Origin of the sequence: Mobilicoccus sp., assembly GCF_032060985.1 — a bacterium.
Classification (GTDB): Bacteria; Actinomycetota; Actinomycetes; order Actinomycetales; family Dermatophilaceae; genus Mobilicoccus.
Genome location: NZ_DAMBGD010000001.1, coordinates 281,492 through 296,127, shown reverse-complemented (window position 1 = coordinate 296,127; position 14,636 = coordinate 281,492). Strand labels below are relative to the sequence as shown.

General features: G+C 72.4%; 12 protein-coding genes. 4 read left to right on the top strand and 8 right to left on the bottom strand.

Features of this window, described 5'->3' with window-relative positions:
- Positions 1-211: 211 nt before the first annotated feature.
- The 3 genes from RT054_RS01275 to RT054_RS01265 are packed head-to-tail and all read left to right on the top strand — an operon-like array spanning position 212 to position 2,621.
- Complete coding sequence (locus tag RT054_RS01275) at positions 212-847, top strand: TetR family transcriptional regulator (RefSeq protein WP_313021715.1); 636 nt, start codon at positions 212-214, stop codon at positions 845-847.
- 56 nt (positions 848-903) lie between these two features.
- A complete protein-coding gene (locus RT054_RS01270; RefSeq protein ID WP_313021713.1) occupies positions 904-1,827 on the top strand; it encodes an ABC transporter ATP-binding protein in 924 nt (307 codons plus the stop codon).
- Positions 1,824-2,621, top strand: a complete 798-nt coding sequence (locus tag RT054_RS01265; RefSeq protein WP_313021711.1) for an ABC transporter permease subunit — start codon at positions 1,824-1,826, stop codon at positions 2,619-2,621. The genes RT054_RS01270 and RT054_RS01265 overlap by 4 nt, the downstream gene beginning before the upstream one ends.
- 108 nt (positions 2,622-2,729) lie before the next feature.
- Here RT054_RS01265 and RT054_RS01260 read toward each other — a convergent pair whose 3' ends face one another.
- The 3 genes from RT054_RS01260 to RT054_RS01250 form a co-directional block, all read right to left on the bottom strand.
- A complete protein-coding gene (locus RT054_RS01260) occupies positions 2,730-3,275 on the bottom strand; it encodes a DUF4442 domain-containing protein (RefSeq protein ID WP_312720715.1) in 546 nt (181 codons plus the stop codon).
- 72 nt (positions 3,276-3,347) lie between these two features.
- On the bottom strand, positions 3,348-5,219 hold the full coding sequence (locus RT054_RS01255; protein WP_313021710.1) for a long-chain fatty acid--CoA ligase: 1,872 nt from the start codon (positions 5,217-5,219) through the stop codon (positions 3,348-3,350).
- Positions 5,220-5,343: 124 nt separating this feature from the next.
- Positions 5,344-6,324: a bifunctional riboflavin kinase/FAD synthetase gene (locus RT054_RS01250; RefSeq protein ID WP_313021709.1), complete on the bottom strand. Its 981-nt coding sequence runs from the start codon at positions 6,322-6,324 to the stop codon at positions 5,344-5,346.
- A 144-nt stretch (positions 6,325-6,468) separates the two neighbouring features.
- Between RT054_RS01250 and RT054_RS01245 the strand changes: the two genes are divergently transcribed.
- Positions 6,469-7,317, top strand: coding sequence for a DMT family transporter (locus RT054_RS01245; protein WP_313021707.1), 849 nt, complete (start codon positions 6,469-6,471; stop codon positions 7,315-7,317).
- Between the two features lie 101 nt (positions 7,318-7,418).
- Here RT054_RS01245 and RT054_RS01240 read toward each other — a convergent pair whose 3' ends face one another.
- From RT054_RS01240 to RT054_RS01220, 5 genes are read right to left on the bottom strand one after another with little or no spacing between them, the layout of a single operon-like run.
- On the bottom strand, positions 7,419-9,143 hold the full coding sequence (locus tag RT054_RS01240; protein WP_313021705.1) for a thiamine pyrophosphate-dependent enzyme: 1,725 nt from the start codon (positions 9,141-9,143) through the stop codon (positions 7,419-7,421).
- A complete protein-coding gene (locus RT054_RS01235) occupies positions 9,140-10,486 on the bottom strand; it encodes an MFS transporter (RefSeq protein ID WP_313021704.1) in 1,347 nt (448 codons plus the stop codon). Before RT054_RS01235 ends, RT054_RS01240 begins: the two co-directional genes overlap by 4 nt.
- A 21-nt stretch (positions 10,487-10,507) precedes the next feature.
- Positions 10,508-12,181 (bottom strand): amidohydrolase, encoded by a 1,674-nt coding sequence (locus RT054_RS01230; RefSeq protein ID WP_313021703.1) that lies wholly within the window; start codon positions 12,179-12,181, stop codon positions 10,508-10,510.
- Positions 12,182-12,191: 10 nt separating this feature from the next.
- Positions 12,192-13,916, bottom strand: a complete 1,725-nt coding sequence (locus RT054_RS01225) for an urease subunit alpha (protein ID WP_313021702.1) — start codon at positions 13,914-13,916, stop codon at positions 12,192-12,194.
- Entirely contained in the window at positions 13,913-14,587 is a 675-nt protein-coding gene (locus RT054_RS01220) for an urease subunit gamma (RefSeq protein ID WP_313021701.1), read from the bottom strand. The genes RT054_RS01225 and RT054_RS01220 overlap by 4 nt, the downstream gene beginning before the upstream one ends.
- Positions 14,588-14,636: the final 49 nt, after the last annotated feature.

Genomic DNA, 14,636 nt, shown 5'->3' with positions numbered 1-14,636 from the left:
AGCGTAGGTGAGCGGCCGTGTCAGGCGAAAAGCGTCGGATTCGGGCCACACGTCACTCACGCGGGAGGCCGGCACCCTCCCACCTCAGACCGCCGGCGCTGAAACCGGGGCGCACATCCTCCGGCTTCCGCGCTCGCCTCCGGGTGAGAGGGGGGATGTGGACGCACGTCGTCCCTTCCGGAGATCTGAACATTCGTTTAGCATTCTGACCATGAGTTCAGCCGATGCGGACCTCACGGCGCGGGCGCGGATTCGCAATGCCGCCCTCACCGAGTTCGCGGAGGCCGGATTCACCGGCACGACCCTGCGCGCGGTCGCCGCCAGGGCGGGGGTCTCCGCCGCGCTCGTCCTGCATCACTTCGGAAGCAAGGAGGGGCTGCGCGCCGCCTGCGACGAGCACCTCCTCGCCGAGCTGCGCACCGCCAAGAGCGCAGCCCTCGCCCAGGGCAGCGCTCCCTCCCCCGCGACCTACCTGCACAGCCACCCCGAATTCACGCCGCTCTACGGCTACCTGCGCCGAACTCTCCTCGACGGCGGCCCCACGGCCCAGGCGTTCTTCGACGACTTCGCCGCCGACGTCGCGGGGTACCTCGAGGTCGGCGAGCGCGCCGGCACGATCCGTCCCTACCCCGACACCGAGGCCCGGGCCGTCGTCATGACGGCCATCGGCCTCGGGCTCATGGCCTTCGAGGACCGCGTCGCCGCCCGCCTCGGCGGCACGAGCCTGCTCGACCCCGCGGTCCTCGAGCGCTACACCGCCTTCGTCATGGACCTCTACGCCGACGGCCTCTTCGCCGTCCCGTTCACCCTCGAGGACCCGACCGACCGGCCCCGCCCACCTGGATGACGTCCTCGCGTTCGGCAGAGCGCGCCCTCCCACACCAGCGACCCGAAGGAGACGTCGTGACACCCGCCGTCGAGATCTCCGGCCTCCACAAGCAGTACGGCTCCCGCGTGGCCCTGCGTGGGATCGACGTGCGCGTCGATCCCGGCACCGTCGTCGGCTTCGTCGGCCCGAACGGCGCCGGCAAGACGACGGCGATGCGGATCCTCCTCGACGTGCTGCGCCCGACCTCCGGGCAGGTCCGCGTCCTCGGTGAGGATCCGCGCACCGGTGGGGCGCGGTTGCGGGCCCGCATCGGATACCTCCCCGGCGAGCTGCGCCTCGACGGGCGGCACGACGTCGCCTCCCTCCTCGACCACTTCGTCGAGATCTCCCACGCGCGGCACGTCCCTCGCCACGACGCCCGTGCGGCCTGGAGGGACCTCGCCGACCGCATCGGCCTCGACCCCACCCGCCGGGTGCGCGGTCTGTCGAAGGGCAACAAGCAGAAGGTCGGTCTCGTGCAGGCCTTCGTCCACCGACCCGAGCTGCTCATCCTCGACGAGCCGACGTCCGGGCTCGACCCGCTCGTCCAGGCCGAGTTCCTCGCGATGGTCCGTGAGGTGCGCGACGAGGGCCGGACGGTGTTCCTCTCCAGTCACGTGCTCAGCGAGGTCGAGCAGGCGGCGGACTCGGTCGTCGTCCTTCGCGAGGGCCGCGTCGTCCTCACCTCCGGCGTCGACGCCGTCCGCGCCCAGCTCGGTCAGCGGGTGCACCTCACCCTCTCCGGCCGCGTGGAGGCCGCCCCCTTCCTGCCCCTCGACGGGGTGCGCGGCGCGACCGCCGCCCCCGCCGGCGCGAACACCCGCCTCACCCTCGACCTCGACGGCACCCCCGACGCCGCCCTGCGCCTCGCCACCACCCACACCGTGCTCGCGATCGACGCCGAACGCCCCGACCTCGAGGCCGCGGTGATGAGCCTGTACGCCAAGGAGTCCCGATGAACGTCCTGCCCCTGCTCACCCGGCGGTTCCGCGACTCCGCGCGGGGGATCCTCGGGTGGGCGCTCGGTGTCACCGGCGTCTGCCTGCTGTACCTCCCGCTCTTCCCCTCGATGCGCACGAGCGGACTGCTCGGCGACAAGCTCGAGGCCATGCCCACGGCGATGCTCGACTCTTTCGGGATGGACGCCGCGACCATGGGCACGGGATGGGGATACACGCATCAGACGGTGTTCGGGATGCTCGGGCTGCTCCTGCTGCTCGTTCTCGGGATCACCCACGGCGCCCGGGCCATCGCCGGGGACGAGGAGAGCGGGGCCCTCGAACTCACCCTCGCGCACGCCACCGACCGACGCTCGGTGCTCCTCGCCCGCCTGATCGGCATCGTCGCGGTCGTCGTGGCGCTCTGCGCCCTCGTGACGATCATCGTCGCGGCGCTCAACGGCCCCTCCGAACTCGAGCTCAGCGCCGCGGGCCTCGTCGGTGAGGGAGCGGCCCTCACCCTCCTCGTCCTCTTCCACGCGCTCGTCGCGTTCGCCGCCGGTGCGGCCACCGGGCGTCGCAGCCTCGCGCTGGGCGTCGCGACGGTCGTCGCGGCCCTCGGATGGTTCGGCCACACGATGGGCGCCAAGGTGCAGGAGCACCTCCCCGCCGCGTCCCCGTTCGAGTGGGCCTACGGCGCCTCCCCGCTCTCGACCGGCCCCGACGTCGGCGGGCTGCTCGCCCTCGCCGCCGGCTGCCTCGTCCTCGTGGTCATCGCCGCTCTCACCTTTCCCCGTCGCGACCTGCGGGCTTGACCGGACCGCCCGCGCTCCCGACGGGACCGGGCCCGCGTCGCGAACGCCCCGCACACCGTGGGTGTGCGGGGCGCTTGATACGCGGTGGCGGGGCCGTGACGAGGGGTGTCAGTACCCGCGCGCGTGGTCGACGTGGCGGACGTAGAGCTGGCGGCGCACCCGCGCGACGAGCGTGCCGTCCTTCGCGACGATGTCGTTCTCCAGCCAGTGCAGCACCTTGGCGCCACCCTCGGCCCGTTCCTTGAGCTCGGCGATGAGCTCGTCGGTGACCGCGAACGTCGTGCGCACGTCGGTACGCCCCGGAGCGACGAACTCGATCTCGGCCCGCTTGTCCCACACGATGTAGTCGCGACCGAGGTTCTGGGAGACGAGGATCGTCCAGAACGGGTCGGTCATCGAGAACATCGATCCGCCGTACTGCGTCCCCATGTAGTTGCGCGACAGGGGCGTGAGCCTGAGCTCGACGGTGGCACCCCGGAAACCCGGCTGGATGTCGATCACCCGGATCCCCGCGAACCGGAACGGCGGCCACACGTTGAGCCCTCGTCTCAACACGGCCGGGTCGTTCAGCACCTCCCGCCACGTGGGGATCCGGGCATTGAGCTGAGCAGGCAGTCCGCCGATCGCGGACCGCATGACGGTGAGTGGGGACATGAGCGCCTTCTCGTGAGGTCGTGCGGGTCGAACGGTGAGCCGTGCGGCGCACGTTCCGGGGGGCCGTCGACGTCAGTGCTCGGCGGCGTAGAGGCCGTCGACCACGTCGGCGTACTTCTCGAGGACCTTACGACGCCGCAGTTTGAGGCTGGGAGTGAGGTCGCCGGTGTCGACCGTGAGGTCGTGGTCGAGGATCGCGAACCGCTTGACGCGCTCCCACCGGTTGAGCCCCTCGTTGACCTCCTCGACGTACCGCGCGACGAGGTCGTGGACCTCCTGCGTCGCGACGATGTCGGCGTACTCCTTGTCTCCGAGACCGTTCTCCTGTGCCCACACCTCGATCGCCGGCGGGTCGAGGGTGACGAGCGCCGCCGGGTAGTTGCGCTCGTTACCGACGACGACGAACTGGCCGGCGACGGGACAGACGCTCTTGAACCGCGCCTCGATGAGGGCCGGGGAGACGTACTTGCCGCCGGAGGTCTTGAACACGTCCTTCTTGCGGTCGGTGATGCGGACGAAACCGAACTCGTCGACCTCGCCGATGTCGCCGGTGCGGAAGTACCCGTCCGGCGTGAACGCCTCGGCCGTGGCCTCGGGCTGGCCGTGGTAGCAGGTCATGACGCCCGGGCCCTTGACGAGCACCTCGCCGTCCTCGGCGATCCGGATCGACGTGCCGGGCAGCGGCCACCCGATGCTGCCGTGCTGGTGGGCGCCGGGCGTCGGGCGGTTCACACACGTGGCGGCCGAGGTCTCGGTGAGGCCGTACCCCTCGATGATCGGCATGCCGACGGAGGCGAACCACCAGGACAGCTCGGGATCCAGGCGCGCGGAACCGGAGATGAAGAACTTCACCCGGCCACCGAACCGCTCGCGGATCTTGCCGAACACGAGGCGATCCGCGAGGGCGTACTGCGCCGTCAGCGCCTTGCTCGGGCTCTCCCCCGCCTGCCGCACCTCCGCCATGCGACGGCCGACGGCGAACGACCACGAGGCGATCTTCGCCTTGGCGCCGGACGCCTCCGACAGGGTCGCGTCGACCGCCGCGTAGGCCTTCTCGAAGATGCGCGGCGCGGCACCCATCCACGTGGGGCGCACCACGGCGAGGTTGGGCACGATCCGGTCGATGCGGCCGTCCACGTACGTCGGGCACCCGCTCGCCACGGCGAGCATGAGCAGGACGTTGCCGAACACGTGAGCGAGGGGAAGCCACAGGTACTGCAGGTCGTCGGGGCCGAGGAGCCCGGTCGACTTGACCGAGACGGCCTCGTAGACCAGCGCCTCGTGGGTGAGCTCGGCGCCCTTGGGGTTCCCCGTCGTCCCGGAGGTGTAGATGATCGTCGACAGCGAGTCGGGCGTGAGCCCGTCGACGCGGCGGTCGACGACCCCGGCGTCCTCCTGCAGGAGGTCACGTCCACGGGCGAGGAAGTCCTCGAGGGAGATCACCCAGTCGTCGAACTCGACCCGGCGCCCGTCGGTCTCGGCATCGAAGACGACGACCGCCGTGACGTCGGGCATCTCGTGGCGTCGCACGCGGAGCTTCTCGACCTGTCCGCCGTCCTCGGCGAACACGACGCGCGACCCGGAGTCGCGGACGATGAACGAGACCCCTTCGGCGTTGCTCGTCGCATACACCGTGGTGGTGGCACCGCCGGAGAGCATGATGCCCCAGTTGGCCCACACCCATTCGATGCGGGTGGTCGCGGCGATCGAGACCCGGTCGCCGGTCTCCACGCCGAGAGCGACCAAGCCCGCGGCCCACACCTTCACCTCGTCCCAGGCCTGCTGCCAGGTGAGGTTCTGCATGTCCTCCCCTCGGAGGAACTGGTAGGCCACGGCACTCGGGGACTCGCTCACCCGATCGCGCAGCATGTGCCCGCACGAGGCGGGACGGTGGTTCAGGACGTCGAGGTCGAGGACCTCATCCTTGGCGTTCTGGACCGCCACGCGGTCTCCTCCCCGGCGCCGGTGGCGGCACCTTGGTCGTCACGTCGTCGTGCTTGGGTTCGCACGATTGTGCCAACACATCGGCGCGAGGAGAAGAGGAAACGTGAGAAAGATTACCGGCGGGTCACCTGCGGGACGCGCGGGCCTCGCGCCCGGGGGCGAGGAGTGCCCGTGCCCGGTCGACATCCTCGGCCATGCGGGCGATGAGGTCGTCGACGGAGTCGAACCGCAGCATCGGCCGGAGCCGCTCGACGAACTCGACGACGACGTGCTCGTCGTAGAGATCGAGGTCGTCACGGTCGAGCACGTAGGCCTCGACGGTGCGCTCGACGCCCGCGAACGTCGGGTTCGTGCCCACCGAGATCGCGGCCGGGAGCACGGCGTCGGGGTCGGAGGCCTCGACCTCGGGACGGAGGAGCCACCCGGCGTACACCCCGTCCGCGGGCACGAGACCGTCGCTGTCCTGGGCGAGATTCGCGGTGGGGTAACCGATCTCGCGACCCCGGTGGTGGCCGTGGACGACGACGCCGCCGACGGTGTGCGCGCGGGCGAGCAGTTCGGCGGCCTGACCGACCTCACCCTCGGCGAGCAGCGTGCGCACCTGGGAGGAGGACCACCGCGCGGTCTGCTCCTCGCCGACGTCCTCGACGACGACGACGTCGAAGCCGTGCTGTTCGCCCAGGGCGGCGAGGGTCTGCACGTCGCCGGAGTTCTTGACCCCGAAGCGGGTGTCGGCGCCGACGACCACGGCGCAGGCGTGCAGGGCGTCGACGAAGACCTCCTGAACGAACCTCTCCGGGCTCCACGACGCGAGTTCCCGGGTGAACTCCATGAGCAGGACGCCGTCGAGGCCCGCGTGCTCGAGGAGATCGAGTCGCTGGGCTGTCGAGGTGATGAGGGCGGGAGCGGCCTCGGGCCGCAGCACGGCGAGAGGATGCGGGTCGAACGTCACGGCCACGGCCGCTCCGCCCTCCTCGCGAGCGCGGCTCACGCACCTGTCGAGCACGGCACGGTGCCCGCGATGGACTCCGTCGAAGTTGCCGAGGGTGACGACGCACCGACCGAGGTCGTCGGGAATCTGCTCGAGGGTTCGCCAGCGCTGCACCCGGCCACTCTAACGGGGTGCGAGGAACGGGCCCGACCCCCCGGCGAGCGGGTGGCCGACGCTCGGCGTGACCCTCCTGGTCGCCGCGGCCGGGGACCGCCTACCCTGGTCCGGGACCATGTCGCGCGAAAGGACCTGTACCCCGTGGCCTCGCTCGTGCTCGCGTTGTGTTCGGCCCTCGCCTACGGGGTGAGCGACTTCTTCGGAGGTCTCGCCGCACGACGCGTCGCCGTCCTGCGGGCGCTCGTCGTCTCCTACCCGGTCTCGGCCGTGCTCATCACCGTCGCCGCGCTCATGCAGGGTGCCGGCCACGCCTCTCTCACCGATCTCGCGTGGGGCGCCGCCGCCGGGCTCGCGATGGCGGCCGCGGCGTGGACGTTCTTCCTCGCGCTCGCGACCGGCCCGATCAGCATCGTCTCCCCCGTGACCGCGCTGCTCGGATCGTCGGTGCCACTCGCCGTCGGGCTCGCGCTCGGCGAGCGTCCGCACCCGCTCGCGCTCGTCGGCGTGGTCCTCGCCCTCGTGGCCACCGTCCTCGTCAGCCTCACGCCGCACGAGCACACCGCCGCCGACCGCCCGTTCTCGCGGCCGGTGGCGCTGCTCACCCTCGGAGCCGGGGTCTCGTTCGCGGCGAGCTTCGTCTTCACCGGGCGGATCCCCGCGGGGGCCGGTCTGTGGCCGCTCCTCGCGGCGCGATGGACGGCCACGGCGGCGGTGATGATCGTCGCCTTCTCCCGCGGCGAGCTCCGTCCCCCGCCCCCGGGTCCCGCGCTCACCTACGCAGTGATCATCGGGGTCCTCGACACGACCGCGCACGTCACCATGCTGCTCGCCCTCCAGCAGACATGGCTCTCGATCGGCAGCGTCGTCGTCTCGCTGTTCCCGGCCGTCACCGTCGTCCTCGCCGTCGTGCTGCTCGGCGAACGCCTCACCCGCGCCCAACTCCTCGGCATGGCGCTCGCCGCGGCCGGACTCGTGCTCATCGGGATGTAGTCCCGCGTCCTCTCATGTGGTCCCGCGTGCTCTCGGGCTGTCGTCCCCGCGTCGTGTCGGGTGTGGTCCCCGTCGGCCGTGGACGACGTGGCCACGGGGGCTCAGGGGACCGCGACCTCGGTCGCTTCCTCCCCCGGCGGGGCGAGGACGTCGTGACCCACGAGCAGGTGGACGAGGGCGACCCCGTCGTGCAGGAGTGCGGCGTCGAGGGCGGCGAGGGCCTCCTCGGTCGTGCGCGCCGTCCAACCACGACCCCCGTAGCCCTCGGCGAGGAGGGCGAAGTCGGGGTTCTCGAGAAAGGTGCCGCTCACCCGGCCGGGGTGGTGGGCCTCCTGGTGGGCCCGGATGGTGCCGTACTGCGCGTTGTCGACGACGAGCGCGAGCAGTCGGGCCTCGCGACCTGCGGCGACGGCGAGCTCCTGGGCGTTCATGAGGAAGCAGCCGTCACCCGCGATCGTGACGACCTGCCGACCCGGCTGGGTGATCGCGGCGGCGACGGCGGCCGGGACACCGAATCCCATCGCACCGTTGCGGGGGGCCAACAGCGAGGGGCACCGGTGGTGTGGCAGGAACCGCTGCGCCCAGATCGAGTGGTTGCCGGCGCCGTAGGTGACGACCGCGTCGGGGTCCATCCGCTCGGCGAGACGGGCCAGGACGGCGCCGAGGTCGACCGGCGCCTCGGCGACCTCCGCCTCGATGAGCGGCTCCTCGATGACCGGCGCGGGCCTCGGCGTCGCCCACCTCACGTGCTCCCGGCGCGCGGCCTCCGCCCACACCCGCCAGGGCGGTTCCGTCGGCGGGGTCGTGTCGGGCCGGTAGTGCGCACCGGTCGCCGCCGACCCGGCGAGGACGGCGAGGACGGAGCCCGGGGAGGCGAGGACGTGCAGGTCCACCGGCCCCTCGTGCCCGTGCGCCCCGGGGTCGGTGGAGACAAGGATCACCCGCGCCCCCTGCGCACCGAGGGTGTACCCGTCGGAGAGCACGTCCCCCCGCACCGAGTCGAGGTGGACGACGACGTCGGCCTCGTCGAGGAGGCGTGCGGCGGCGTCCGACCGCCCGTACCCGAGGGGACCGCACCAGCTCGGACTGTCGTGGTCGAGCTTGTCCTGGGCCCGGAAGTCGCTGAGGACGGGCAGGGCCCACGTCTCGACCCAGCGCCGCAGGTCGGCCGAGGCACGGTCGTCGAACCGGTCCCCGCCGCAGACGACGACCGGCCGTGACGCCGCACGCACGAGGTCGGTGAGCCTCGCCACGTCGTCGACCGACACGCCCCTCGGGAGGGCGCGGGGGGCCGCGACCGGTTGAGGACACGGTTCCCGCAGGAGGTCCTCCGGCAGGCCGACGACGACGGGTCCCGGGCGTCCCGAGCAGGCCAGGTGGACCGCGTCCCGCACGATCGTGCACGCGCGGGACGGGTCGTCGAGGACGACGACCTCCTTGGCCGTCGTGCCGAACCACCCCTCGATGCCGAACTCCTGGAAGGACTCCCGGCCGCGGTCGGCGACGGGGATCAACCCGACGAACAGGACCATCGGGGTGCAGTCCTGCCAGGCCGTGTGGACGGCGATGGCGGCGTTCGCCGCACCGGGCCCACGGGTCACCATCGCGACGCCGACACCGCCGTTCAGCCGGGCCTCGGCGAGGGCCATGAAGCCGGCCCCGCCCTCCTGGCGGCAGACCACGGCATCGAGGTCACTGCCGTGCATCCCGTCGAGGACGTCGAGGAAGCTCTCGCCGGGCACGAGGTAGGCGCGCCTCACCCCGAGGGCGAGGAGCTGCTCGACGACCGCGTGCCCGGCCGACCGGGAGGGCTCCGGCGTGCTCACGCGCCGGTCACCACCCGGCCACCGCTCAGCTCCTGCGCCGCGGAGTCGGGGCGTCGGGTGGCGAGGAAGCCGCTGAGCGCCGTGACGAGCGAGAGACCGACGAGCAGCCACGCGGGCCCGACGGACGTCTCGTCACCCCAGGCGAGCAGCCCGGTCGCCGCCATCGGGACGAACCCACTGACGACCGCGGCGAAGTTGGCCGCGAGCGCGACACCGGTGTAGCGCAACCGGGCGGGGAAGAGGGCGGTGAGCACGACCCCGGAGGCGGCGTACGAGACCGAGAGCAGGGCGATGCCGAGGACGATCCCGGTGACGACGAGCACGGAGTTCTTCGTGTCGACGAGGGCGAAGACGGGGAAGGCCGCGGCCGCGCTCGCCAGACCTCCGACGATGGTGACCATGCCGCCGCCGATGCGCTCGACGAGGCGGCCGGCGACGAGGAGGACGAGGATCTCGATCGCGGCGGCCGCGAGGGTGGCGGTGAGCAGCAGCGACTTGTCGAGGCCGAGGGTGCCCGTGCCGTAGGCGATCATGAACGTCGTGACGAGGTAGAACCCGCCGACACCGAGCAGCGTCGTCCCCGCGCCGATGAGCAGGCCGGGCAGCGCCTCCGCGAACACCGACCGCACCGGCGTCCGGGCGGTGCTGTCCTCCTCGAGCATCTGCTCGAACAGCGGGGACTCCTCGATCCGCACACGCAGCCACAGGGCGATCCCGAGCAGCGGGATCGCCGCGAGGAACGGCAGTCGCCACCCCCATGAGTCGAACGATTCCTTGGGCAGCAGGCTCACCGCGAGGAACGCACCCGAGGACAGCAGCGTGCCGACGGGCGACCCGATCTGCGGCATCACCGCGTAGCGGCCCCGCTTCTCGACGGGTGCATGCTCGACGGCGAGGGTCACCGCTCCGCCCCACTCGCCGCCGACCGCGATGCCCTGCAACAGCCGCAGGCTCGTGAGCAGGACCGGGGCCGCCACGCCGATCGTCGCGTACGTCGGCAGCAGGCCGATGAGCGCCGTGACGACACCGATCATCACGACGGTGACGATGAGGGTCCTCTTGCGGCCCACCCTGTCGCCCATCTGCCCGAAGAGGATCGCTCCGATCGGGCGGGCGACGAACCCGACCGCGAAGGTCGCGAACGCCGCCATCGTCGCGACGAGGGGGTCGTCGGTCGCGAAGAACATGTGGTTGAAGACCAGCGAGGCGGCGGTGCCGTAGAGGAAGAAGTCGTACCACTCGAGGGCGGTGCCGACGAACGCGCCGAAGGCGACCTTGCGCGCCTCGGCGCCTTCGTCGACGCCTTCCGGCAGGTGGTTCGTGGTGGGGGCGTGATCGGCCATGTCGGTGACTTCCTTCGGGGGTCAGGGGACTGGTCGGAACGGGGGCAGGTGATCGAGTGCGGCGTCGGCGTGGGTCGCCAGGCCGTCGACGAGGGTGGCGAGCACGGTGGCGCTCGCCGTGTCCTCGGGGGCGGCGGTGGTGATGTCGCGGTCGAGGACGACGAGGTCGGCGAGCATGCCCGGACGCAGCCGACCGCGGCGCTCCTCGTCACCGGCGATCCAGGCGGTGTCGACGGTGTAGCCGCGGACGGCGGTCTCGGCGTCGACGGTCTCCCCCGAGCCCAGCAGCCGCCCCGCCGAGGTGAGGCGCTCCTGCATCGAGGCGATGCCGAGCAGGGGCGCGCCGGCGGAGACGGGCCGGTCGGAGCTGCCGGGCACCCGGATGCCCGCGTCGAGGAAGGATCGGTGGCGGTAGAGCAGGTGCTCCCGGTCGGGCCCGACGGCGGCGGCCATCGAGTCGCCGATGTCGTGAAGGAACCGGTGCTGCGGGGTCGGGGTGAGGCCGAGGCCCGCCATGCGGGCGATCTGTTCGTCGGAGACGAGACCGGCGTGCTCGATCCGGTGGCGCGCCTCCGGTCGCGGCAGGCGCTCCTGGGCCTCGGCGAAGACGTCGAGGGCGAAGTCGACCGCGGCGTCGCCGATCGCGTGGGCCGCGACCTGCCAGCCGCCGACGTGCGCGGCGATCATCTGCCGACGCATCCGCGCCGGGTCGTCTTGCAGGTAGCCGGAGTTCGGCGGATCGCCCGTGCACCGGCAGGCGAACGGCGCCCGCACCGCCGCCGTGCGACCGAGCATCGACCCGTCGAGCCAGATCTTCACCGCACCGAGCCGCACCCGGTCGTCGCCGAATCCGGTGCGCATGCCGAGGTCGAGCCCGAACTCGACGCCGTCGTCGTCGTGGCCGCGGATGTCGTGCAGCGCCGAGACGCACGGCATCACCTGGGCCCGTACGGCGAGTTCCCCTCGCGCCGAGGCGAGCTGGTAGGCGGCGAGTTCGATCGGGCTCTTGCCGAGCCAGCCGGCGCCGATCCCGCACTCGGTGACGTGGGTGAGGCCTTCGGCGGCGTAGACGTGCGAGGCGCGGGCGAGGGCCTGCGTGAGCCGGTCGAGGGGGTAGGGGGTGACGACGTCGACGACGAGGTTCTGGGCCTGCTCCTGCAGGACCCCCGTGGGCTCGCCGCGGCGCACCTCGACGACCCCACCCTCGGGCACGTGCGCCGACCCGTCGAGGAGGCCGACGCGCCGCAGCAGCGGGGTGTTGACGACGCAGACGTGACCGGAGCGGTGGGTGAGCCACACCTCGCGTCCCCCGGCGGCCTCGTCGAGCCGAGCCCGGTCCGGGTTCGCGCCGAGGACGTTGTCGTCGTATCCGCTGCCGACGATCATCGCGCCGGGCGCGGCGGCCGCGGCCCGCTCGGCCACGAGGGCGTAGAGCCGTTCGAGATCGTCGACACCGAGGAGGTCGATCTCGTCGAGGGTGAGCCCGTACCAGGCCATGTGGTTGTGGGCGTCGCCGAACCCGGGCAGGACGGTGGCGTCGCCGAGGTCGATCTCGACGTCGGCGCGCAGGCCCGTGACCTCGTGACGGTCCCCGACCGCGAGGATCCGGCCGTGGTGGACGGCGAGGACCTCGGCCCGGGGACGGTCCCGGTCGAGGGTGACGATGTCACCGCGCAGGAGCAGGTCGACGTTCACGGCAGGTTCCTCACGCGAGGTGGTGGAGTCGCCCGAGCGGCAGGGACTCGGCGTAGGTGAGAGGGACGGCCGTGCCGTCGATGCGCACGGGTGTCGGTTCCCCGGGCACCTCGACGTGCGGGGTCCCGTCGTTGCGCCGCATGTCGGCGCACGTGAGTCCGCGGCTGCCCGAGACGGCCGAGTACGTCCGCCCCGACGGCAACGCGGCCCGGGCGCTCGGGGTCTCCAGGCAGTCCCGTCCGACGAACAGGTGCGCGAGGCGCTGCGGCGCCGTGCCGTGCCCGCCGTAGAAGGCCCGCATCCGGCGGGGCTGGCCGAGTCGGGTCGAGCCGGACCCGCTGCCGGCGTGGCCCCAGGCCACGAATCCGCTCTTGACGACGAGCTCGGGGGACGTGCCGAACCATGCCGGGTTCCACAGGACGATGTCGGCGAGGCGCCCGGGCCGGATGCTGCCGACATGAGCGGCGAGGCCGTGGGCGATGGCGGCGTTGATCGTGAGCTTGGCGAGGTAGCGCAGGACCCGGGCGTTCGCGGGCCGCTCCGGTCCGGTCTCCCCCGCGAGACCCGCCTGGACGTGGGCCAGCTGCCAGGCACGCCGGCCCATCTCGGCGCCCCGGCCCATCCCGAGGGAGTCGGAGTTGATGATGCTGATCGCGCCCTGGTCGTGGAGCGCGTTCTCGGCGGCGATCGCGTGCTCCCGGATGCGGACGGCGGCGATCGCGTGGTCGCTCGGCAGATGGGCATGGCCGCGGTGCACGGTCATCGTCATCGGTCCGAGTTCGGCCACGGTGTCCCGGGTGAGCGGCAGGGTGGGGGTCGTCGAGGACGTGAGGACGTGAGGCTGTTCGACGATCGTCAACAGGTCGGGGTGACCGCCGCCGCCCTCGACGTGGTAGGCGTGCACCGTTCGGCCGCGCGTCGCGGCGAGGGTGTCGGAGAGGTAGCCGGTCTCGTTGAGGGTGTCGGTGTGGAGCGCGACGGGCAGGTCGGCGTGTTCGGCGACGCCGAGGCAGGTGTCGACGACCTCGGGGCTCGCGCCCCAGTCCTCGTGGATCTTGAACCCCCCGCTGCCCGCGAGGACCGCCTGTTCGAGCAGCCCCGCGCTCGTCGAGGACCCGCGCCCGAGGAACGCGGCGTTGACGGGTACGTCGGCCCACCCCTCCATGAGGGTGTGGAGGTTGCCGGCCGGGTTGGCCCCGACGTCCCAGACGCCGCCGATGCCCATGGCGACGACCGTCGTCACGCCGCTGGAGAGGGCGGCCGGGGCGAGGTCGGCGTTGGAGAGATGGACGTGGGAGTCGACGAATCCCGGTGTGGCGATGAGCCCCTCGCCCGGGATCATCGCGGTGTGGCTGTCGACGACGAGGTCGACGCCGTCCTGCAGGTCGGGGTTCCCGGCGCGGCCGACGCCGACGATCCTCCCGTCCTTGACACCGATGCTCGTCTTGCGGACGCCGAGGATCGGGTCGAGCAGCAGCACGCCGAGGATCGCCATGTCGAGCGCGCTGTCCCGCCCGGCCCTCGACGTCACCCCCACCCCGTGCCGGGCGGTCTTGCCGCAGCCCCCGAGGAGTTCCTCCCCGAGCTCGGTGTCATCGCCCTCGACCTCGACCCACAGGTCGGTGTCGCCGAGACGCACCCGATCCCCCGCCGTGGGGCCGTAGAGACTCACGTACTCCCGCGGGTCGAGCGCGCGGGAGCGGGTGCTCGGCACCCCGGTGTCGAACTCGGTCATCTGCCCTCCTCGATGTGACCCGTGCCATCGATGCGACCCGTGCCCTCGGTGTGACCCGTTTCGGGATCTCCCGCCTCGTGGTGTCCCGACCCCTCGGTCTGCCCCGTCCGCACGACGGGCAGGACGGTCGACTCCCCCGCGGCCACCTCGCGGCACACGCCGGCCGGCAGATCGAGGCGCCAGCGTCCCTCCGGCAGGCCCGCCACGATGACGGCGGGGTTGAGCGCGTCGAGCGGGAAGTGCGAGGAGATCCACACGGCGGCGTGCCCGGTGTTCGTCACCCGCGCCTCGCGACGTTCCCGCCCCCGGGCGAGCTCACGGTGCCCCGTCGCGGCGATGACCGCACCCGGTGGATGCTCCCCCTCGAGTGGGCCCAGGGGCGCGTCGAGGTGCACGAGCACGGTGCCGTGGGGGAAGAGCGCCTCCACCTGAACCGTCGGTGCGAGTGCCGCCGCGCCCGGGAGCAGCCTGTCCCGTGGCACCACGGCACGTCCTCGCTCGATCGTCCGCGCCAGCGACTCACCGTCCCAGGCCGCCTCGAGGACCTCGTCGCACACGAGCGCGACCGCCTCGGTGACGCCGATGCGCGCGCCGCGGGCGATCCGGCGACGGGCGAGATCGGCGGCCGTCGCCAGCAGGAGCCGTTCCTGTTCCCGGGGAGTGAGGTGCATGTCACCGTCCTGGTGGTGTCGGGTGGGCTCGGGTCGCCTTCCTGCCTCG